Origin of the sequence: Streptomyces sp. LaPpAH-108 (genome assembly GCF_000373625.1) — a bacterium.
Lineage (GTDB): Bacteria > Actinomycetota > Actinomycetes > Streptomycetales > Streptomycetaceae > Streptomyces.
This window is the reverse complement of sequence record NZ_KB891994.1, coordinates 359,303-378,803: the sequence shown is the minus strand read 5'-3', so window position 1 is coordinate 378,803 and position 19,501 is coordinate 359,303. Positions and strand designations below refer to the sequence as shown.

Here is a 19,501-nt window from a genome sequence, read left to right as displayed (position 1 = left end):
CCGAATTGCTGGGATGCCCCGTGCCACCAGCAGTACGGGCGAGTCGCTCCTCACGCATCGCCCGCCCCCCTCGGCCAGTGCGTCAGCGCCCGATCCAGCGCCTCCACCCCCTTGTCCCACGACGCCGTGACGTCCCGGTCCGCGCCGAAGGCGCCCGCCGACTCCAGGACGCAGTAGCCGTGGAAGGTGCTGCGCAGGAGGCGGACCGCGTCGGTGAGGTCGGGTTCCGTCAGGTCGTAGGCGCGGAGCATCCCGTAGGTGATCTCGGCGGTGCGGCGCAGCGCGGGGGAGTCGGCGATCAGGGACGGGGCGATCCGGATCTGGGTGGCGGCGTAGCGGCCGGGGTGGTCGAGCGCGTAGGAGCGGTAGGCGCCCGCGAAGGCGGTGAGCGCGTCGCGGCCCGCGCGTCCGGCCACCGCCGCCGCGATGCGGTCGATCAGCTCGCCGCCCGCGAACAGGGCGAGCCGGGTGCGCAGGTCGTGCAGGTTGCGGACGTGTGAGTAGAGGCTCGCGTCCTTCACGCCGAAGCGCCGCGCGAGCGCGGACAGCGTGACGTTCTCGAAGCCGGACTCGTCCGCGAGTTCGGCGGCGGCCGTGACCAGCCGGTCCACGGTGATCCCCGCACGGGCCATCGGCCCACCTCCCTAGGATTCCTCGGTGGAATCCTAGGGTATCTAGGAAATTGCTACGGCAGCTCCAGCGCCTCCCGCACGAACGCGTTCGTGAACTTGCCCGCCGGGTCCAACTCCCGCGCCAGCGCCCGGAAATCGGCCAGGCGCGGATACCGCTCGCGGAGCACGGAAGGGGGAGTCCGGAACACCTTCCCCCAGTGCGGGCGCGGCGCGAACGGGTCCAGGGCCGTCTCCACCGCGCGGACGGCAGGCAGTACGGCCGGCAGGTCGTCGGCCCAGGTGAAGTGCACGGCCGCCGAGTCGCGGCCGTAGGCTGGGCTCAGCCACTGCGTGTCGGCGGCGATCGTGCGGACCTCGCAGGTCAGCAACGGCCCGGAGATCTCCGCGCGGACGGCCTCCAGCGCGCGCAGCGCGTCCGGCGCGGCGGCCCTCGGCAGCAGATACTCCGACTGGTACTCCGCGCCGCTGCTCGGCGTGAACTCGGCCCGGAAATGCGGCAGTCGCTCGTGCCACGGACCCGGCACCCCGAACTGCTCCGTGCAGTTGACGGCGGGCATCCCCGGCACCGGATGGTGCGCCTCGGTCGCGGGCGCCGCCCACGGGAAGTCCACCGGCGCCTGGTCGGTGCGCCGCTTCACCCACACCGTACGGAAGCCCGGCGCACGCCAGTCGGTGAACAGGCTGACGCTGTACGTCGATCCGGCCACCGCCTCGAAGTCCAGCCCGTCGAGCGGCAGTTCGGTGAAGACGTACTGCTCGACCTCGTACGCCGGTTCCAGGTCCAGGGTGAGCGCGGTGACCACACCGAGCGCGCCGAGCGAGGTGACCGCGCCGTCGAACCCGGCGTCCCCACGCGCGAGTTCCACCGTCGAACCGTCCGCCGTCAGCAGCTCCACCGCCTGGACCGCCGACGCGAGCGGGGCGTTGCCGATCCCCGAGCCGTGGGTGCCGGTCGCCACCGAGCCCGCCACCGAAATGTGCGGCAGCGAGGCCATGTTGGCGAGCGCGAGCCCCTGGGCGTGGACCGCGCGGGCCAGTTCGGCGTACCGGACGCCGCCCGAGACCCGGACCGTACGGGCCCCGGTGTCCACGTCGACGGCCGGGGGAAGCGCGGCCAGCGAGACGAGGACGCCCTCGCCGCCGGGGTCCGCGACCGTGTTGAACGAGTGGCCGCTGCCCAGCACCCGTATCCGCGCGGCGGCGGCCACCAGGGACCGCAGCGCCGCCACCGACTCCGGGCGGTGGAACTCCTGCGCCGTGTAGGTGATGTTGCGGGCCCAGTTGGTGACCGCCTGCCGCCCGGCCGTGCGCGCCGTCTCCGTCATCGTCGTCCCTCCCCGAGAGTGCCGTCCGCGCCGACCTTCTCACCCCGAAGCCCCCTGGGGAAGATCACTCAAGGGACGGCACACCGCACGTCAGGGGCGCCGTGCCGGCGAAAACGCCACGCGCCGAGCCGCCCCCGGGACGTCCCCACCGGGGACGGGGGCATACGGTGAGGGGTGAACGCGTGAGCCGGGAGGAGACAGGGATGGGCAGCCGCACCGCGCTGGTCGAGGATCTGATGGAGCGGTTCCCGCATGTGCCGCGGGAAGCCGTCTTCAAGGAGGACCTGCTCCGGGGCGGAGTCGCCTTCGATGCCTCGGCCCTCAGCGACAACGAGGACGGCGAGGTCAAGCCGAAGTCGTACTTCATCTTCTCCTTCGACCACGGCACCCTGCCCGAGCTGGGCGAGGCCGCCCTGCGCAGGCCCCCGGAGGAGATCATCCTCACCGGCGGGCCGTACGACCTGCGCCGTACGGTGGTCTCCGTACGGGTGAACCCCGCCTCCCCCTACCGGGTCGCCGCCGACGAGCACGGCCAGCTCGGCCTCTACCTGGACGGCAAGCGGATCTCCGACGTCGGTGTGCCGCCGATGCCGGAGTACTACCGGCACAAGCTCTCCAACGGGAAGTCGGTCATGGAGGTGGCCCCGACCATCCAGTGGGGCTACCTGATCTATCTGACCGCGTTCCGGGTCTGCCAGTACTTCGGCGCCAAGGAGGAATGCCAGTACTGCGACATCAACCACAACTGGCGCCAGCACAAGGCGGCGGGACGGCCGTACACGGGCGTGAAGGACGTCGACGAGGTCCTCGAGGCGCTGGAGATCATCGACAAGTACGACACCGCCAAGATCTCTACCGCGTACACGCTCACGGGCGGCGCGATCACGACGAAGGTCCAGGGGCTGGACGAGGCCGACTTCTACGGGCGGTACGCCAAGGCCATCGAGGAGCACTTCCCGGGCCGCTGGATCGGCAAGGTCGTCGCCCAGGCGCTGCCCAAGCCGGACGTCCAGCGCTTCAAGGACTACGGCGTGCAGATCTACCACCCCAACTTCGAGGTGTGGGACGAGTATCTGTTCAAGATGTACTGCCCCGGCAAGGAGCGGTACGTCGGCCGGGACGAGTGGCACAAGCGCATCCTGGACTCCGCCGACGTGTTCGGCGCGCGCAACGTGATCCCCAACTTCGTGGCGGGCGTGGAGATGGCCGAGCCCTTCGGCTTCACCAGCGTCGACGAGGCCATCGCCTCCACCACCGAGGGCCTGCGCTTCTTCATGTCGCACGGCATCACGCCCCGCTTCACCACCTGGTGCCCCGAGCCCACCACCCCGCTCGGCAAGGCCAACCCGCAGGGCGCCCCGCTGGAGTACCACATCCGCCTCCTCGAGGCGTACCGCAACACCATGGACGACTTCGGCCTCTCCTCCCCGCCCGGCTACGGCCCGCCCGGCCCGGGCAACGCGGTGTTCTCCGTCAGCTCCTTCATGGACAGCCTGCCCGCGCAGGAGTCGGTGGAGATCTGACGGCCGGCCGACTCGACGAGAGTCCGGTCGAACAGGCGGAGCCCGGTCGAAGGAAACGAGGGGCGCTCGCGTTGAACACGCGGGCGCCCCTGCCCGTATCCTCCGAAGGAGTGGCGCACGCGGTCACACCGAGCGACCGGAGGCTCACCGGATCCGCACGGTCCGCTTGTCAGCCGCCGCAGCGGCGTGAAAAGCTCCTGCCGCCGCGGGGTATCGCCAACTCCATCGCCTCTGTGGTGAGTTGACCTCGTTCGTGGACGCGGGAGTTCGATTGTCCGACCTGCCGACCCCTCAGGACGCCGACGAGACCGCGCTGTTCTCCGCATGCTGGGACGCGGTCCTGTCGTACGCGGACCTGTGCACCTCCGGCTCCATGACGGCACGTCAACTGGCCGACGAGGCCTTCACGCTGGGTGTGCGCCGCCTGCGCGCCGAGGGAACGGCCGTACGCGGCCCGGGCCGTCGCCCCGCACGGCTGCCGGTCGTGCCCGAACTCCTCACCGCCGTACGCGAGACGGCCGCCGAGTGGGAGAACGCGGGGAAGGGGCAGGGGCTGGACCCCGGCCTCAGGCTGTGGCTCAACTCCGACGCGGCGGCCCGCTATTCGGGTCCGCCCCTCACCCGGCCCATCGCACTGCGCGGCCTCAGGGACATGCCCGAGGCGGACGCCACCCTGCTCTGGCTCGCCGAGGTGGAGGCGCTGCCGCTGAGCGTCGTCGCCCGTCGCCTGGGGCTCGACCCGCAGACCGTGGGCCCCGAACTCGACCAGGTACGCGTGCTGTTCCGCGACCGCTGCCACCGCGCCCACCGGGACACCCCGCTGGACGCCGAGTGCCGCAGCTATGCCCGGCTGCTCGACGCGGTCACCCGTTCGCCCGGCGCCGAGGAGCCCGACGACCTCTCCCGCCACCTCGCCACCTGCGTGCCCTGCGCCGAGGCCGCCGCCTGTCTGCGCCTGACGGGCGGCGCCCTGCCCGCGGCCCTGGCGGCGGGCGTCGTCGGCTGGGGCGGACTCGCCTATCTGGAGCGCCGCCGCCGGGCCGCCGAGGTCCGCCTCGGCGCGGGCGTACCGGGGCGTACCGGGCCCGGCGACCCCGACCGGGACACCTCCCGCAGCCGGGTGGTGCGCGGCGGACTGCTCGCCGCCGCCGGGCTGATCTCCGTCGTCGCGCTCGGCGCCTCGCTGATGCCGTTCGGCACCTCGGACGGCGACGAGGCCGCCGCCCACGACGACCAGCACCCGGTCGCCGCCCCCAGCGCCGAAGCCTCCAGCCACGCCCCCTCCCGCTCGGCCGCCCCGGCCACCACCCGCACGGTCCCGGTCAGCCCGACCCCGAGCGACCCGAAGACCCGCACCAGGCGTGCCAGCCCCACTCCGAAGCACCGGGACAGCGCCTCCGCCACCGTCTCCGCTCCCGCCCCGGGCCCGACCGACGCCGCCTCCCACACCCCCACCTGCCACGTCGCCTACCACCTGGACGACGAGTGGAGCAACGGCTTCCAGGCCACCCTCACCGTCACCACCGACGACGCCCTCACCGACTGGCAGCTCGCCTGGACCTTCGACGACGGCCAGCGCATCGGCCAGACCTGGGACGCCACCCCGCACCAGTCCGGCTCCCAGGTCACCGCCTCCGCCAAGAGCTACAACAAGTCCGTCGCGGCACACGGGTCGTTCGCGTTCGGATTCGTCGGCACGCACGAGGGGGCGAACGACGACCCGCGCGGCTTCACCCTCAACGGAGATCGTTGCGACGTGAAGTGATGAAGCGTCAGGTCACTGCCGCCTCGCGGTGGGCGCGATAAATCAGTGGCGCCCCGGCACCCGTGCTTCTAGGCTGACGACGCTTCCCGCGGTGGCCCTTCGCCGTCGCGGTCGACCGCGATCGAGGAATGAGAGGTGAGCCCGATGACCGTCTTCGTGACGAGCGCTGCCCGCGCTCAGCAGACCGTTCGTGCCACCTCCGTGGTCTCCGGCTGAACTCTCCCTGCGACAGGGTCACTCACCCGCGCTGACGCGCGACCGGCCGGGGCCGCCCCTTGAAGGGTTTCCTTTGAACTTCCTCGATGGTTCCTCCACCTCCGCTTCCACTTCCTCCGCGCACCCGCTCGCCCCGTACGGCTGGGACGCCGAGTGGCAGGCTGAGTTCGCGCCGTACGCCGAGCGCGGGCTGCTGCCGGGCCGGGTGGTCCGGGTCGACCGGGGGCAGTGCGATGTGCTGCTGCCCGGCGGGGTCGTCCGGGCCGACACCGCGTTCGTCACGCCCCACGACCCCCTGCGGATCGTGTGCACCGGCGACTGGGCCGCCGTGGACCCCGGCGGTGCGCCCCGCTACGTCAGGGCGCTGCTGCCCCGCCGTACCGCCTTCGTCCGCTCCACCTCCTCCAAGCGGTCCGACGGGCAGATCCTCGCCGCCAACGTGGACCACGCCGTCATCGCCCTGTCCCTCGCCGTCGAACTCGACCTCGGCCGCGTCGAACGCTTCCTCGCCCTCGCCTGGGAGTCCGGGGCGCAGCCCGTGGCCGTCCTCACCAAGGCCGACCTCGTCCCCGACCCGGTGACGCTCGCGCACCTCGTCCAGGACGTGGAGACGACCGCGCCCGGGGTGCCCGTGCTCACCGTCAGCGCGCTGTACGACGACGGGCTCGACGTGCTCCGCGCCCTCGTCGGCTCCGGCACCGCCGTCCTGCTCGGCCAGTCCGGCGCGGGCAAGTCCACGCTGGCCAACGCCCTCGTCGGCGAGGACGTCATGGACGTACGGGCCGCCCGGGACGTGGACGGCAAGGGGCGCCACACCACGACCACCCGGAACCTGCTGCCGCTGCCCGGCGGCGGTGTCCTCATCGACACGCCGGGGCTGCGCGGTGTCGGCCTCTTCGACGCGAGCAGCGGGGTCGGCCAGGTCTTCTCCGACGTCGAGGAACTGGCCCGCCGCTGCCGCTTCCCCGACTGTGCCCATGACACCGAACCCGGTTGCGCGGTGCGCTCCGCCGTGGACAGCGGCGAGCTGCCCCACCGCCGGCTCGACAGCTACCGCAAGCTGATCCGCGAGAACCAGCGGATCGTCGCCAAGACGGACGCCCGGCTCCGCGCCGAGATCAAGCGGGACTGGAAGCGGAAGGGCGCGGAGGGACGGGCCGCCGCACAGGCCAAGCGGGGGCGGTGGTCGTAGGGCGGGGGAGCCCCCCTAGGGCCCTAGGGGGAGGGCCCTTCGGGGTCGCCCCCTAAGGGCCCCATCCCCATGTCCGATTTCCGCTGGCCCCGCCCCCTCCCCCCGCCCCACACTGGAAGCGTGATGGACCAGGACAGCAGGTACGAGGCGGTGCGGGGCCGGGACGGCCGGTTCGACGGGGTGTTCTTCTTCGCCGTGCGGACCACCGGGATCTACTGCCGCCCGAGCTGCCCCGCCGTGACCCCGAAACGGGAGAACGTGCGGTTCTTCGCCACGGCCGCCGCCGCGCAGGGCTCGGGCTTCCGGGCCTGCCGCCGCTGCCGTCCCGACGCCGTGCCCGGGTCGGCCGAGTGGGACGCGCGGGCGGACGTGGCAGGGCGGGCCATGCGGCTGATCGCCGACGGAGTCGTGGACCGCGAGGGCGTCACCGGCCTCGCGGCCCGGCTCGGCTACAGCACCCGCCAGGTGCAGCGCCAGCTCACCGCCGAACTCGGCGCCGGACCCGTGGCCCTCGCCCGCGCCCAGCGCGCGCACACCGCGCGGGTCCTGCTCCAGACCACCTCCCTGCCGGTCACCGAGATCGCCTTCGCCGCCGGTTTCAGCAGCGTGCGCCAGTTCAACGACACGGTCCGCGAGGTCTACGCCCGCACCCCGACCCAGGTACGGGACGCCGCTCCCGCCCGCCGCGCCGCCCCCGGCACCGGTATCCCGCTGCGCCTGGCCCACCGGGGCCCCTACGGGTACGGCCCGGTCTTCGACCAGCTCGCGCGCGAGGCCGTGCCCGGCGTCGAGGAGGTCGAGGGCACCCCGGGCGACCGGGTCTACCGGCGCACCCTGCGGCTGCCGTACGGCACCGGTGTGGCCGCCGTGCGCGAGCGTGGCCGCAGACAGCCGGCGGGCGGCGGCACGCACCCCGGTGGCTGGCTCGACGCGCGCGTGCACCTCACCGACCCCCGCGACCTGACCACCGCCGTGCACCGGCTGCGCCGCCTCCTCGATCTCGACGCCGACCCGTACGCCGTCGACGAACGCCTCGCCGCCGACCCCCGCCTCGCCCCGCTGGTCGCCGCCCGCCCCGGCCTGCGCGTCCCCGGCACCGTGGACCCGCTGGAAGCCGCCGCCCGCGCCCTCGCCGGACCGCCGGAGGCCGTGGCCGACCTGGTGCGCCGCCACGGCAAGACCCTGGACGCCCCCAGCGGCACCCTGACCCACCTCTTCCCCGACCCCGCCTCCCTCGCGGGCGCCCCCGGCCCGCTCGGCGCCCTCGCCACCGCCCTGGCCGACGGCACCCTCCGCCTCGACCCCGGCGCCGACCGCGCCCACGCCGAGCGCACCCTGCTCACCATCCCCGGCCTGACCCCGGCCGCCGTCACCACCCTGCGCGCCCGCGCCCTGGGCGACCCCGACGTGGCCCCGCCCGGCAGCGCGGCTCCGGCGGCCTGGCGCCCGTGGCGGACGTACGCGCTCCAGCATCTGCGGGTGGCGGGGGAGGGCTGAGCGCGGCCGTACCCATCTCCGCCCGGCCGAACGGGGGTTGAGCCGAGCGGGTGGGCCGCTGGTGCCGCTGCCGACCAGGCGTGCCGCGCGTGTGGGACGGTCGGCCGTGACGGTACGGCGGCGAAGGGCGGGCACGCGTGAGCAAGGTCGTGCGGGGGCTCGCGGCGGTACTCGTCGCCCTGGTGCCGGGCACGGCCACGGCCGCCGCCCCCGACCGCACGGGGCATGCCTGGACCGGGAGTTGGGAGGCAGCACCCTCCGGGACGACCGCGGGACTGCCCGGGGCGGCCGTACGCAACGTCGTCCACCTCAGCGTCGGCGGCAGCGCGGTGCGGGTCAGGATCGGCAACCGGTTCGGGGCCCTGCCCCTACGGGTCGGGGCGGTCACCGTCGCGCTGCGGCGGGGGAGCGGGGCCGGGGCCGTGGCGGGGAGCATGCGGACCGTGACGTTCCGGGGCGGCCGTACCGCCGTCGTGCCGACCGGCCGGGACCTGCTCAGCGACCCGGTGCGGCTGACCGTACGAGCCGCCGCCGACCTGCTGGTCACCGTGTTCGTCCCCGAGGACTGCGGCCGGGCCACCGAGCACCGCACCGCCCTGCAGACCAGCTATGTCGCCCGGGACGGCGCGGGCCACGCGGCCGACGAGGACGACGCCGCGTACACGGCGACCGCCGTCAGCCGGTGGTACTACCTCACCGGCGTCGACGTACGTGCCCCCGCCACCGGCAGTGTCGTCGCCCTGGGGGACTCCCTGACGGACGGCACCGGGTCCACCCCCGACACCAACCACCGCTGGCCCGACCTGCTCGCCGACCGGCTGCGCCGCCACCGCCTCGGCGTCCTCAACGCGGGCATCGGCGGCAACCGGCTGCTGCGCGACGGCACCGGACCCAGCGCCCTCGCCCGCCTGGACACGGACGCGCTCGACCGCGCCGGGGTCCGGATCCTCGTCCTCTTCGAGGGCGTCAACGACCTCAACGGCACCCCGACGGCCACCGACCCCGACGCCTACGCGGAGGCATACCGCACGATCGTCGCCCGCGCCCATGCCCGGGGCATCCGGGTCGTCGGGGTGACCCTGACGCCGTATCGGGGTCATCCCGCGTACTCGGCGGTGCGCGAGGGGGTACGGCAGCGGGTGAACGCGTTCATCCGGGACGGGGGTGTCTTCGACGCGGTGGCGGACGCGGACGCCGCGCTGCGCGACCCGGCCGATCCGGAGCGGCTGCTGCCGACGTACGACCCCGGGGACCATCTGCACTTCGACGACGACGGGATGGCCGCGGTGGCGACGGTGGTCGGGAAGGCGCTGGGGCGGTGAGCGGCTGAGGCGTGGCCGTCGGCGGGGCGCCGTCAGCTCCACAGCACCGCGCCCAGCCACGCGCCCGCGATCAGCAGGCAGGCGAAGAACTCCGCCAGGACGCTGGAGCCGCCGGAGCGCATCGCCGTGCGCAGCGCGGCCATCGCCTCGCCGTGACGGCCGAGCCGGAGCCGTTCGCCCAGGTAGATCCCGCCCATGAAGCCGGGTACGGCGCCCACCACGGGGAGCAGGACGAAGCCGAGTACGCCGCCGAGGCCCGCGTACACCGCCATACGAGGGGTGGCGCCGCTCTCGCGCAGTCGGCGCGGGGGCAGGACCCAGCGCACCACCTGCGCGAGCAGCAGGACGACGGTGGCGCCGACCAGTACGGCCCACGCGAGCGCCCCCGGGCTGGTCAGCGCCCACCACAGGACCCCGGCCCACACCAGCCACGACCCCGGCACGCCGGGCACCAGCACACCGCACAGGCCCAGTGCGATGACCAGACCGACCAGCAGGAGTTCCCACGCTCCCATCTGCCCAGGGTGCCGGAGTCGGGAGAGGAATGCAGGTCACGGCGGCGGAGCAGGCTCTCCACCACCGAGGGCAGATTTTCGTACTGCCGTCCACTCGTTCACTCGATAGGCCGTTCGAGATGGGTGGGAGCGCCGGATTTCTCCGATGCCCCGTTTTCGTACCGCCGCTGCGGTGAGAATCAAGGGCATGAGCCAGCAGGGGGGAAGGCCCGCCCGTCGTGACGACGACTGGTGGGGGCAGCTGTACGACGAATCGGCCGACGACACCGGCCCCACGGCCGCGCCCGATTCCCTGGACGACCGTTTCGCCTCGGCGAAGGACACGGTGTCGGCTCCGCCGGGGGACGGGGCGGCGATTGGTGGCGAGGACCGGCCGCAGGTGTCGTTACCTGGGCAACGGGCCGACTCGGAGGGAGCCCAGGGCTCCGGTGCGGACCGGGGGCCCGGCCCCGAGGCTGATCGGCGCGCTGTCCCCGACGCGGGTCAGGGTTTCGACCCTGGCATCGCTCCGGACACCGAGGCCCGCTTCGACCCCATCCCCGGTCAGCGCACCGACCCCGACACCGATCCCGCCCCGCCCACCGACGCGGCACCGCCCTGGACACCCCCGGAGCCCGAGACCGGCCCGCGCCCCACCTTCCCGCCGATGCCCGGCTGGCCCGCCACCGCGTCCGGGGAACCCGGGGCGGTCCCTCCGGGACGCCCCGGACCTTCCCCGGCGAACGCCCAGTCGCCCGCGCCCGGTACGACGCCCCGTACGGGACGTCCCGGTCACTCCCCGGAGCCCGACCCGGCACCGGGCTCGGAGCCTCCGGATACCGACTCCGGGACGGTCCGCCCGGGATTCCCCGCGCACCCCCCGAAGCCCGACTGGACACCTTCGCCGCAGCCTCCGGACGCCGACCCCGGCACGGTCCACCTGGGAGTCCAGGGACACCGCCCGGAGCCGGGCCCCTCACCCGCGCCCGAAACCCCGTCCGCGGACCGAGGCCGTCCCGAAGACTCCCCGGACTCGGCCCCGTCACCCGCGCCCGAAACCCGGATCCCATCCCCGACCCCGGACACACCCCACCCCGAGACCCCCCAGGCACCCCCGTCCGAACCCTCGCCCACCGGCTCGGGGACGGTCCACCTGGGCATCCCCGCCCCCGACCCCGACCCCCCAGAGGCCCCCCTGCGACAACCCGCCCCCACCCCCGCCATCACCTACGTGGGAACCCGGCCCCCCACCTACGACCCCGAACCCGTCGCCCTCCCCACCGCCGACCCCGACGCCCTGGCGGACCTCGTCTCCGACACCGTGCTGGACGGCGCCCAGTACGGGACGTGCACGCTGCGGGCGGCCTCCCTGCGCGGGGACTCGGCCCGGTACCGGGGGGAACCCCGCAGGGACGCGTTGCTCACCGCCCGGTTCGGCAGCGGGGAGCACGCGCTCGTGCTCGTGGCCATGGCGACCGGCGCCCGCGCCGCACCCCAGGCGCACCGGGCGGCGGCCGAGGCGTGCCGGTGGATCGCGGGGGCGGTCGGGCGGAGCCATGAGCGCCTTGCCGAGGACGTGCGGGCGGGGCGGAAGGGCGACCTCAAGTCCGGGCTGCACCGGCTGACCGACCGCAGCCTGGGGATGCTGCGCACGAGCGCGGCGGAACAGGAGCTGGACCCCGAGCTGTACACCGCGAGCCTGCGCTGTCTGCTGCTGTCCGCCGACCCCGACTGCCGCAACCGCGTGTTCTTCGGCGCGGGCGACGGCGGACTGTTCCGGCTGCGGCGCGGCGAGTGGCAGGACATCGAGCCGAGCCCGCCGACCGCGGACACCGAGGCCGACCCGCACACCGGCGCCCCCTTCGGCGCGCTGCCCGCCGCGACCCCCGAGGGCGACCGGCTCACCCTGGACCTCGGTCTGCCGGCCCCGCCGAGCGCTTTCGCCCCGGCACCCGCCGCCGGTCCCCAGCCCGCCTTCCGGTTCCGGGCCTCGGTAGCCCGCCCGGGTGACGTGCTGCTGATGTGCACCGGCGGTCTCGCGGAGCCCCTGCGCGGGGAGCCCGCACTGGGCGCGTTCCTCGCCCGCCGCTGGTCCCGCACCGTGGCGCCGGGTCTCGCCGCGTTCCTGGCGGACACCCAGACCCGGGTGAAGGGGTACGCCGACGACCGTACGGCGGCGGCCGTGTGGGAGGCGTGACGGCGGACCCTGTGACTTCATGGAACCGGAAGAGGCGTGATCCGGGACCGCGAAGGAGCAGCCGACCGCCATGGCCAGACAGAACGTCGCCGAGCAGTTCGTGGACATCCTCGCCGCCGCCGGGGTACGCCGTATGTACGGCGTCGTCGGTGACAGCCTCAACCCGGTCGTGGACGCCATCCGCCGCCACCCCGGCATCGACTGGGTCCATGTGCGCCACGAGGAGACCGCCGCGTTCGCGGCCGGGGCCGAGGCGCAGATCACCGGCAAGCTGACCGCGTGCGCGGGCTCCTGCGGCCCTGGCAATCTGCACCTCATCAACGGCCTCTACGACGCCCACCGCTCCATGGCGCCGGTGCTCGCCCTCGCCTCCCACATCCCCTCCAGCGAGATCGGCCTGAGCTACTTCCAGGAGACCCATCCTGAGCGGCTGTTCCAGGAGTGCAGCCACTACAGCGAGATGATCTCCAACCCGCGGCAGATGCCCCGGCTGCTCCAGACCGCCATCCAGCACGCGATCGGGCAGAGCGGGGTCAGCGTCGTCACGCTCCCCGGCGACGTGGCCGACGAACCGGCCCCGGACAAGTCCTTCGAGAGCGCCCTGGTCACCTCCCGGCCCGCGATCCGCCCCGGCGACGCCGAGATCGAGCAGCTGGTGCGGCTGATCGACGACGCCGAGAAGGTCACCCTCTTCTGCGGCAGCGGCACGGCGGGCGCCCACGCCGAGGTCATGGACTTCGCCGGGCGCATCAAGTCCCCGGTGGGACACGCGCTGCGCGGCAAGGAGTGGATCCAGTACGACAACCCGTACGACGTCGGCATGAGCGGTCTGCTCGGCTACGGCTCCGCGTACGAGGCCACCCACGAGTGCGACCTGCTGATCCTGCTCGGCACCGACTTCCCGTACAACGCCTTCCTGCCCGACGACGTGAAGATCGTGCAGATCGACGTGCGCCCCGAGGTCATCGGCCGCCGCTCCCGGCTGGACCTGGCCGTGTGGGGCGACGTCCGCGAGACGCTGCACGCGCTGACACCCCGGGTCAAGGAGAAGACCAACCGCCGTTTCCTCGACCGGATGCTGAAGAAGCACGCCGACGCGCTGGAGGGCGTGGTCAAGGCGTACACCCGCAAGGTGGAGAAGCACGTCCCGATCCATCCCGAGTACGTGGCCGCCGTGCTCGACGAACTCGCGGACGACGACGCGGTGTTCACCGTCGACACCGGCATGAACAACGTGTGGGCCGCCCGGTACATCTCGCCCAACGGCCGTCGCAGGATCATCGGTTCGTTCTCGCACGGCTCGATGGCCAACGCGCTGCCCATGGCCATCGGCGCCCAGTGCGCCGACCGCGACCGCCAGGTCATCTCCATGTCCGGCGACGGCGGATTCACCATGCTGATGGGCGACTTCCTGAGCCTGGTCCAGCTGGATCTGCCGGTGAAGGTCGTGCTGTTCAACAACTCCTCGCTCGGCATGGTCGAGTTGGAGATGCTGGTCGCGGGCCTGCCCTCGTACGGCACCACGGACGTGAACCCCGACTTCGCCGAAGTCGCCCGCGCCTGCGGGGTGTACGGGGTGCGGGTGGAGAAGCCGAAGCATCTGGCCGGGGCGCTGAGGGACGCCTTCCGGCACAAGGGTCCTGCCCTGGTCGACGTCGTCACCGACCCCAACGCGCTCTCCATCCCGCCGAAGATCAGCGCCGAGATGGTCACCGGCTTCGCCCTGTCCGCCTCGAAGATCGTGCTGGACGGCGGCGTCGGCCGGATGCTCCAGATGGCCCGTTCCAATCTGCGGAACGTGCCCCGGCCCTGATCCACCGTCACCGAGCGTATGTTTCCGGCCACTTTCACACCATGTTCACGGAGTGTGGACCTCCGGTGCCGCACGGTCGCGCACGCGGCCACGGGGACGCCCGGGGCGCCGTACGGCCTCCTGGGCGCGTCCGGCCCCCACGAGCCGCCGTGGACGGCACCGGCCGGACCCCGCCCGCACATGGCCGAACAGGCGGCGGTCGGCGCGCGCCCATGACTGCCCCCGGGGCCGCTGGGCAAGCATCCCGGGGTATGCGTTCGAGGCTCGACCAGGAGGGGGAGGTCAGGCACGTGCGGGCGGGGGGCACCACCAGACGGGCACGAGGCGGCGGACCCGGCGACACCGGGGCGCCGGCTGCGGACACGGGGGAAGGGACGGACCACCATACGGACGAGGGGCGACGGCTCAGCCGCAGGCTGGCCCGCGCCGATCTCGCGGCGGTGCCCGAGGCGCGCCGCGATCTGCGACGGCTGCTGCGCGGCTGGGGACGGCCCGGCGGCGCGGAGACGGCCGAATTGCTCACCAGTGAACTGGTCACCAACGCACTGGTCCACACCGACGACGATGCGGTGCTGACCGCCGTGGTCTCCCCGCGCGGACTGCGCGTGGAGGTACGGGACTTCATGACCCGCAGACCCCTGCTCCGCGCGGCCGACCCGACCGACGACACCCATGGCCGGGGGCTCGTCCTGGTGCGCTCCCTCGCGGACGCCTGGGGCGTACGACCGCACCGGGTGGGCAAGTCGGTGTGGTTCGAACTCGGCGCCGAGGCGGGCTAGTCGGCCGGACGGCACACGGGAACGGGACGGGGCGCCCTCCACGTGGGTGGCGCCCCGTCCCGTACCGCAGTGCGGCCCGCTCAGCCGAACTGCTGCTCCAGATCCTTCAGTTTGCGCTCCAGCGAGTCCAGGCGGGGGATGGCCATGGTGTCGTCCTCGGCGGTGAGGTCGACGGTGACCGGTTCAGTCCCCTTCCTTACGGGCTGGAGGGACGGCCGCGAGCGTCCGGGCAGGGTGTCCGGTGTCGATATGGCAGGCTCCGCGGACGCCGTCGCCGCGTCACGGTCCATCTGCACCTCGACCTGCCGGGCCGGGGTGCGCCCGACGACCCCGCTCGCGCCCCGGCTCAGCGCCTTCAACTGGGCGCGCTCCACGCGCTTCTGGTCGCGGCGGCGCTGCCGGGTCTCCTCCTTCTGCCGCTTGTCGTCACGGGCCTCCTCGACCGCCTCGTCCAGGCTGCGGACGCCCTCCAGGAGCATCAGCGACCAGGCGCGGAAGGTCTCACGCGGGGCCCGTACCCAGCGGACGATGCGGATCTGCGGCAACGGACGGGGCACCAGGCCCTGTTCGCGCAGTGCCGCGCGCCGGGTCTGCTTCAGCGCCCGGTCGAACAGCACGGCCGCCGAGAGCGACATGCCCGAGAAGAACTGCGGTGCGCCGTCGTGGCCCACGCCACGGGGCGCGTGCACCCAGTTGAACCAGGCCGCCGCCGCGGCGAACATCCACACCAGGATGCGCGACCCCAGCGCGGCGTCGCCGTGACTGGCCTCGCGCACCGCGAGCACGGAGCAGAACATGGCCGCGCCGTCGAGGCCGAACGGCACCAAGTACTGCCAGCCGTCGGTCAGTCCGAGGTTCTGCTCGCCGAAGCCGACCAGTCCGTGGAAGGACAGGGCCGCCGCCACCGCCGCACAGCAGAAGAGCAGGACGTAGGACGCCGTGCCGTACACGGCCTCCTTGCGTCTGCGGCGCTCCTCGCTGCGCTCCCATGAATCGTCCGCGTTCGCACTCTCGTTGGAGGCACGTTTGCCGCGCGCGAGTACCGCCACCGCCACCAGCATCCCGAGGAGCAGTACGGCGCCCGGCAGCAGCCAGTTCAGCGATATGTCGGTCAGTCGCATCAGCGGTCCCTCGCATTGGGATGGGGTGTAACGCCCGCCATAGTGGCCCATACCCGGCGTGACTCCGGGGATTTCGGGGCAAGAGACCGCCAAGGAAGTGCCCTGGGGTGACCGGAGTGGCGAATCGTTCGAACTACCGCTTGAGGGACGTGAGTTGAGTTCGAATAAAGATTCCTCGTACGGACGGTTCCGTGACGGGGATCAGGTGGTAGGCGACGGCGCTCAGGCAGCTGCGGTGGTGGCGGCCAGCCGGGAGATCCGCTCGCTGTCACAGGTGCGCGGGCAGGTGTCGCAGGCTTCCGCCGGGCGCAGGGTGTAGAACATGCAGCAGCTGACGCGGTCCCGCGTGGACACCGGCGCCCCGTCCGGGCCGGGCAGCTCGCGGAAGGCGGCCGAACCGGCGTACGGCTTCGTGGCGCCCGGCAGCAGCCGCTCCAGCTCGCGCATCGCGCGCGACTCCTCGCCCTCGCCGAGCAGCCCGGCGACGTACCAGAGCCCCTCCACGATCTCGTCGGTCGCCATGCCCCACAGCGCGCGCCCGCGTCGGCGCATCCGGGGTCCGAAGGCGCCGAGCACCGGCTCCAGGTGCTCCGCGACGGCCGCGCGCACCTCGGCCCGCAGGGCCTCCTCGTCGGCCACGACGACCGCGCCGGGCTCGTCGGCCGCCGGGTCGTCCGGCAAGCAGGCGAAGGCGCCCGGGCGCAGGGTCATGTGCGAGGTGGTGCGGTGATAGGCGACGTGCGCGGCGGGCAGCCGGGGCACGCGGCGGTGCAGGAACCACGGCAGGGTGATCATCAGACAGAGCGGCCAGGCGTAGCGGTGCAGGCCGAAGCTCGCGATGACGTCCGGGCGCCCCCGCTGTCCGTAGTCCCGCAGGACCTGCTCGTCGTCCCAGGCCAGGAAGGAGTCGAGCTGTTCGCCGTTCGCCGCGAGGCCGTCGCCGGTCACCCAGCCCTCTCCGTCGGGCAGCGGCTCCGCCGGACCGTCCAGCAGCGTCACGGTGAGGTACGGATAGACCTCGGCGAGACGGGCGTACGCGGCGGTGAGCGGCGAGGCCGCAGCGGGCATGGCGGGACCACCGATCGTGAGTCACGGGCGCTGACGTGCAGGTAAGGCTAACCTTACCCGTCCTTCGGGGAATTTGAACTGCCGCCCCTGGCGCCTAAGGTTCTTGACGGACATATGACAGACCGCCGTCGATGTCCCCCTCGGTCCCAGGGCCCACCAGGACCTCAGGACCCGACCGCCGACAGCCGGAGGAGGACCCCGTGAAGCAGGGACTGCACGACCTCGCCGGAGCGGGACTGCCATGGGGCGCGGCGCGCCCCGCCACCCCCCGGGTGCCGCCGCAGCCCCGGCCGTCCGAGCCCGGCGCCGCGCCCCGCGAACGGGCCGCCGGTACGGCGGGCGTGCGCGGCGAGCACACGCACGGCGAGTCGCCGATCCCGGTGCCGCGCGCCGCCGTCCAGCGCTCCTCGGTGCGCGGACAGATCCTCGACGCGCTGCGCACCGCGCTGGTCACCGGTGAACTGGAGCCGGGCGAGGTCTACTCGGCCCCCGTCCTCGGCGAACGCTTCGGCGTCTCCGCGACCCCCGTCCGGGAGGCGATGCAGCAGCTCGTACTGGAGGGCGCGGTCGAGGTCGTCCCCAACCGGGGCTTCCGCGTCGTGCGGCGCGGTGCGCGGGAGCTGGCCGAACTGGCCGAGGTACGGGCCCTGTTGGAGGTGCCGGTCCTGCTACGGCTCGCCCGCACCCTCCCGCCCGCCCGCTGGGCCGACCTCCGCCCGCTCGCCGAGGACACGGTCCGCGCCGCGGGCTCCGGCTGCCCCGCCGTCTACGCCGAGTCCGACCGCGCCTTCCACCGCGCGGTCCTCTCCCTCGCGGGCAACGAGCAACTGGTCGGCATCGCGGAAGACCTCCACCGCCGCTCCCAGTGGCCCCTGGTGGGGCCCCAGTCCCGACGCGGCCGTACGGCGCTGCTGGCGGACGCGACGGAACACCTCGCGCTGCTGGACGCGTTGGTGTGCGGCGAGGGGGACGAGGCGGCGCGGCTGGTGGGGGAGCACTTCGGCGGGGGGCGCTGACGGGGGTGCCTGGGCGCTGGCGCGGGGGCGTTGACGCGCGGCCCGTCGGCCCGCGCGGGGCGCCTTGTCGGTGGCTCTCTCCGGGGCGCAGAGTGGCCCTCGGTCGCCTGGTGTGACGCGCCCCACGCGCTGAAATGCCGCTCCGAGGCGGCCGTCCGGGTACGGGCATGGCTCTGCCGCTGCGGCAGCCGGAACCGCAGGTGCGAGGTCGCGTGCCTTCATGCGAGGACGCTCCGGCGTGCGGGACGTTCTCGCCGCGCGGCCGTCCGGTGTCGCGGTGGCCAGCTCGCCGGGACCTCCGGTGGGAGACCGCGGGCGCGCCCCCGCCCCGTCCGCGATCACGCCGTGGCCGCCCCCGGTGCCGGTGGGTTCAACTGCTCGGCCAGCCAGGTGGGTACGCCGCCCAGCAGGCGGAAGAGGCGGCGGGCCTCCTCGCGCAGGCGGGAGGCTTCCGGTTCGGTCTCGGTGTCGGCCAGGGAGGCCAGGGCGGGAGCCGTGCCGACCAGGTAGCCCAACTCCTCGCGGATGCGCAGGGATTCGGCGAAGCCGTGCCGGGCCTCGGCCAACTCACCCTCGCGCAGCGCGAGTCCGGCGAGGTGGCGCCAGGTGAAGGACAGCAGCAGCGGGGCGGAGTGGGCGGTGGCACCCGCGTGGGCCCGGCGATAGGCGGCGCGGGCCGCCTGCGGGGAGCTGCTCAGGTTCTCGGCGAGCAGTCCGCGCCGGAAGTCCAGGAGGGCCCGTGCGGCGGAGCCCGGCGGGATCAGGGCCGCCGCCCGGCCGAGCGCGGCCCGCGCCTCGTCGGCCCGGTCCCGTACGCCGTGCAGGGTGGACGCGTAGGCGAGCTGGCCGCGCTCGCAGGCTGCCGCGCCGCGTTCGTCGTCGGTGTGCGCCCGCGCCTCCGCCGTACGCAGCGCGTCCTCCGCCGCCTCCCAGCCCCGTTCGGTGTACAGGCAGCGCTCCACGAGCAGGGCGGCCCGCTGCAGGGCCGTGCCGGGGGTGTCCGCCGGCAGCAGCGCCGCCGCGTCCGCCCAGCACGCCCGGGAGCGCAGCCGCCACACCGCGGTCTGGAGGGGATCGTCACCGGGGGTCGTTCCGTAACCAGACATGGCGGTGTACGCCACGTTGCCTCCTCCAGCACGCCGTCGAGCCGATGAGTGGTGGCGGCATTCCAGCACCGATCTCCGCGCGAGGCCAAGAGGATGGGTGAATGTTTTCACAAAGTTCCCGGCGCACGGGTGCGCCGGGGGCGCTCGACCAGATGTCCGACACCCGCTGGGCCGAGCGGCCCCCCTCTCTGAACGCCCGCGCCCAGCGCTGGGAGTTTGCCGCGCGGCACTCCGTCGCTTCAGGGCGGCGCGGTGGCCGGGACACGCCCCCTCGTCCTCGGTACCGACGCCGTCGGCCTTCCGGGCCACCGATTCGGGCCCGGGCGGGGCGCCCTGGGCTCCTGGGCGGCGGCGTGGCCGCGCGGCGTCCGCCGCCCCGGTATCGGTCGGCGGCCTTCTGGACCGCAGCCTCGGGACGGGGCATGGGCGCGGAGC

At 73.8% G+C, this 19,501-nt stretch carries 15 protein-coding genes; 9 read left to right on the top strand and 6 right to left on the bottom strand.

Annotation, left to right across the window (positions count from 1 at the left end; all coding sequences use genetic code 11):
- Positions 1-50 precede the first annotated feature (50 nt).
- On the bottom strand, positions 51-632 hold the full coding sequence (locus tag B079_RS0117375) for a TetR/AcrR family transcriptional regulator (RefSeq protein WP_018547115.1): 582 nt from the start codon (positions 630-632) through the stop codon (positions 51-53).
- Positions 633-685: 53 nt separating this feature from the next.
- Complete coding sequence (locus B079_RS0117370; protein ID WP_018547114.1) at positions 686-1,957, bottom strand: D-arabinono-1,4-lactone oxidase; 1,272 nt, start codon at positions 1,955-1,957, stop codon at positions 686-688.
- Between the two features lie 203 nt (positions 1,958-2,160).
- Between B079_RS0117370 and B079_RS0117365 the strand changes: the two genes are divergently transcribed.
- The 5 genes from B079_RS0117365 (at position 2,161) to B079_RS0117345 (ending at position 9,472) form a co-directional block, all read left to right on the top strand.
- Positions 2,161-3,480, top strand: coding sequence for a radical SAM protein (locus tag B079_RS0117365; protein WP_018547113.1), 1,320 nt, complete (start codon positions 2,161-2,163; stop codon positions 3,478-3,480).
- Positions 3,481-3,751: 271 nt separating this feature from the next.
- Positions 3,752-5,245: a cellulose-binding domain-containing protein gene (locus tag B079_RS0117360; protein WP_018547112.1), complete on the top strand. Its 1,494-nt coding sequence runs from the start codon at positions 3,752-3,754 to the stop codon at positions 5,243-5,245.
- 289 nt (positions 5,246-5,534) lie between these two features.
- The gene (rsgA, locus tag B079_RS0117355) at positions 5,535-6,653 is read left to right on the top strand and encodes a ribosome small subunit-dependent GTPase A (protein ID WP_018547111.1); all 1,119 of its coding nucleotides are present in this window, start codon (positions 5,535-5,537) and stop codon (positions 6,651-6,653) included.
- A 123-nt stretch (positions 6,654-6,776) separates the two neighbouring features.
- Entirely contained in the window at positions 6,777-8,150 is a 1,374-nt protein-coding gene (locus tag B079_RS0117350; protein WP_018547110.1) for a bifunctional transcriptional activator/DNA repair enzyme AdaA, read from the top strand.
- 137 nt (positions 8,151-8,287) lie between these two features.
- Positions 8,288-9,472 (top strand): GDSL-type esterase/lipase family protein, encoded by a 1,185-nt coding sequence (locus tag B079_RS0117345; RefSeq protein WP_018547109.1) that lies wholly within the window; start codon positions 8,288-8,290, stop codon positions 9,470-9,472.
- A gap of 32 nt (positions 9,473-9,504) precedes the next feature.
- On the opposite strand, the gene B079_RS0117340 is transcribed toward B079_RS0117345, so the two are convergent.
- A complete protein-coding gene (locus B079_RS0117340) occupies positions 9,505-9,987 on the bottom strand; it encodes a DUF456 domain-containing protein (RefSeq protein WP_018547108.1) in 483 nt (160 codons plus the stop codon).
- 1,210 nt (positions 9,988-11,197) lie between these two features.
- On the opposite strand from B079_RS0117340, the gene B079_RS36575 reads away from it, so the two are divergent.
- The 3 genes from B079_RS36575 (at position 11,198) to B079_RS0117325 (ending at position 14,755) form a co-directional block, all read left to right on the top strand.
- Entirely contained in the window at positions 11,198-12,163 is a 966-nt protein-coding gene (locus B079_RS36575) for a protein phosphatase 2C domain-containing protein (RefSeq protein WP_018547107.1), read from the top strand.
- Positions 12,164-12,233: 70 nt separating this feature from the next.
- On the top strand, positions 12,234-13,976 hold the full coding sequence (locus B079_RS0117330) for a pyruvate dehydrogenase (protein ID WP_018547106.1): 1,743 nt from the start codon (positions 12,234-12,236) through the stop codon (positions 13,974-13,976).
- A 251-nt stretch (positions 13,977-14,227) separates the two neighbouring features.
- Positions 14,228-14,755 carry an ATP-binding protein gene (locus tag B079_RS0117325; RefSeq protein ID WP_018547105.1) on the top strand — a complete coding sequence of 176 codons (528 nt, stop codon included), beginning with the start codon at positions 14,228-14,230 and terminating at the stop codon, positions 14,753-14,755.
- Between the two features lie 80 nt (positions 14,756-14,835).
- Here the strand turns inward: B079_RS0117325 and B079_RS0117320 are convergent, their stop codons facing one another.
- Positions 14,836-15,876, bottom strand: coding sequence for a DUF2637 domain-containing protein (locus tag B079_RS0117320; RefSeq protein ID WP_018547104.1), 1,041 nt, complete (start codon positions 15,874-15,876; stop codon positions 14,836-14,838).
- A 222-nt stretch (positions 15,877-16,098) separates the two neighbouring features.
- Positions 16,099-16,944: a (2Fe-2S)-binding protein gene (locus B079_RS0117315; protein ID WP_018547103.1), complete on the bottom strand. Its 846-nt coding sequence runs from the start codon at positions 16,942-16,944 to the stop codon at positions 16,099-16,101.
- A gap of 200 nt (positions 16,945-17,144) precedes the next feature.
- Here B079_RS0117315 and B079_RS0117310 point away from each other — a divergent pair, with 200 nt between their 5' ends.
- Entirely contained in the window at positions 17,145-17,960 is an 816-nt protein-coding gene (locus B079_RS0117310) for a GntR family transcriptional regulator (RefSeq protein ID WP_018547102.1), read from the top strand.
- Positions 17,961-18,298: 338 nt separating this feature from the next.
- Here B079_RS0117310 and B079_RS0117305 read toward each other — a convergent pair whose 3' ends face one another.
- Positions 18,299-19,066 carry a hypothetical protein gene (locus B079_RS0117305; RefSeq protein WP_037801666.1) on the bottom strand — a complete coding sequence of 256 codons (768 nt, stop codon included), beginning with the start codon at positions 19,064-19,066 and terminating at the stop codon, positions 18,299-18,301.
- Positions 19,067-19,501 lie beyond the last annotated feature (435 nt).

Coding starts and splice junctions, on each gene's coding strand:
- B079_RS0117370 (WP_018547114.1), bottom strand. CDS start 1,957: ATGACGGAGACGGCGCGCACGGCCGGGCGGCAGGCGGTCACCAACTGG.
- B079_RS0117350 (WP_018547110.1), top strand. CDS start 6,777: ATGGACCAGGACAGCAGGTACGAGGCGGTGCGGGGCCGGGACGGCCGG.
- B079_RS0117320 (WP_018547104.1), bottom strand. CDS start 15,876: ATGCGACTGACCGACATATCGCTGAACTGGCTGCTGCCGGGCGCCGTA.
- B079_RS0117315 (WP_018547103.1), bottom strand. CDS start 16,944: ATGCCCGCTGCGGCCTCGCCGCTCACCGCCGCGTACGCCCGTCTCGCC.
- B079_RS0117340 (WP_018547108.1), bottom strand. CDS start 9,987: ATGGGAGCGTGGGAACTCCTGCTGGTCGGTCTGGTCATCGCACTGGGC.
- B079_RS0117375 (WP_018547115.1), bottom strand. CDS start 632: ATGGCCCGTGCGGGGATCACCGTGGACCGGCTGGTCACGGCCGCCGCC.
- B079_RS0117365 (WP_018547113.1), top strand. CDS start 2,161: ATGGGCAGCCGCACCGCGCTGGTCGAGGATCTGATGGAGCGGTTCCCG.
- B079_RS0117305 (WP_037801666.1), bottom strand. CDS start 19,066: ATGTCTGGTTACGGAACGACCCCCGGTGACGATCCCCTCCAGACCGCG.
- B079_RS0117330 (WP_018547106.1), top strand. CDS start 12,234: ATGGCCAGACAGAACGTCGCCGAGCAGTTCGTGGACATCCTCGCCGCC.
- B079_RS0117325 (WP_018547105.1), top strand. CDS start 14,228: ATGCGTTCGAGGCTCGACCAGGAGGGGGAGGTCAGGCACGTGCGGGCG.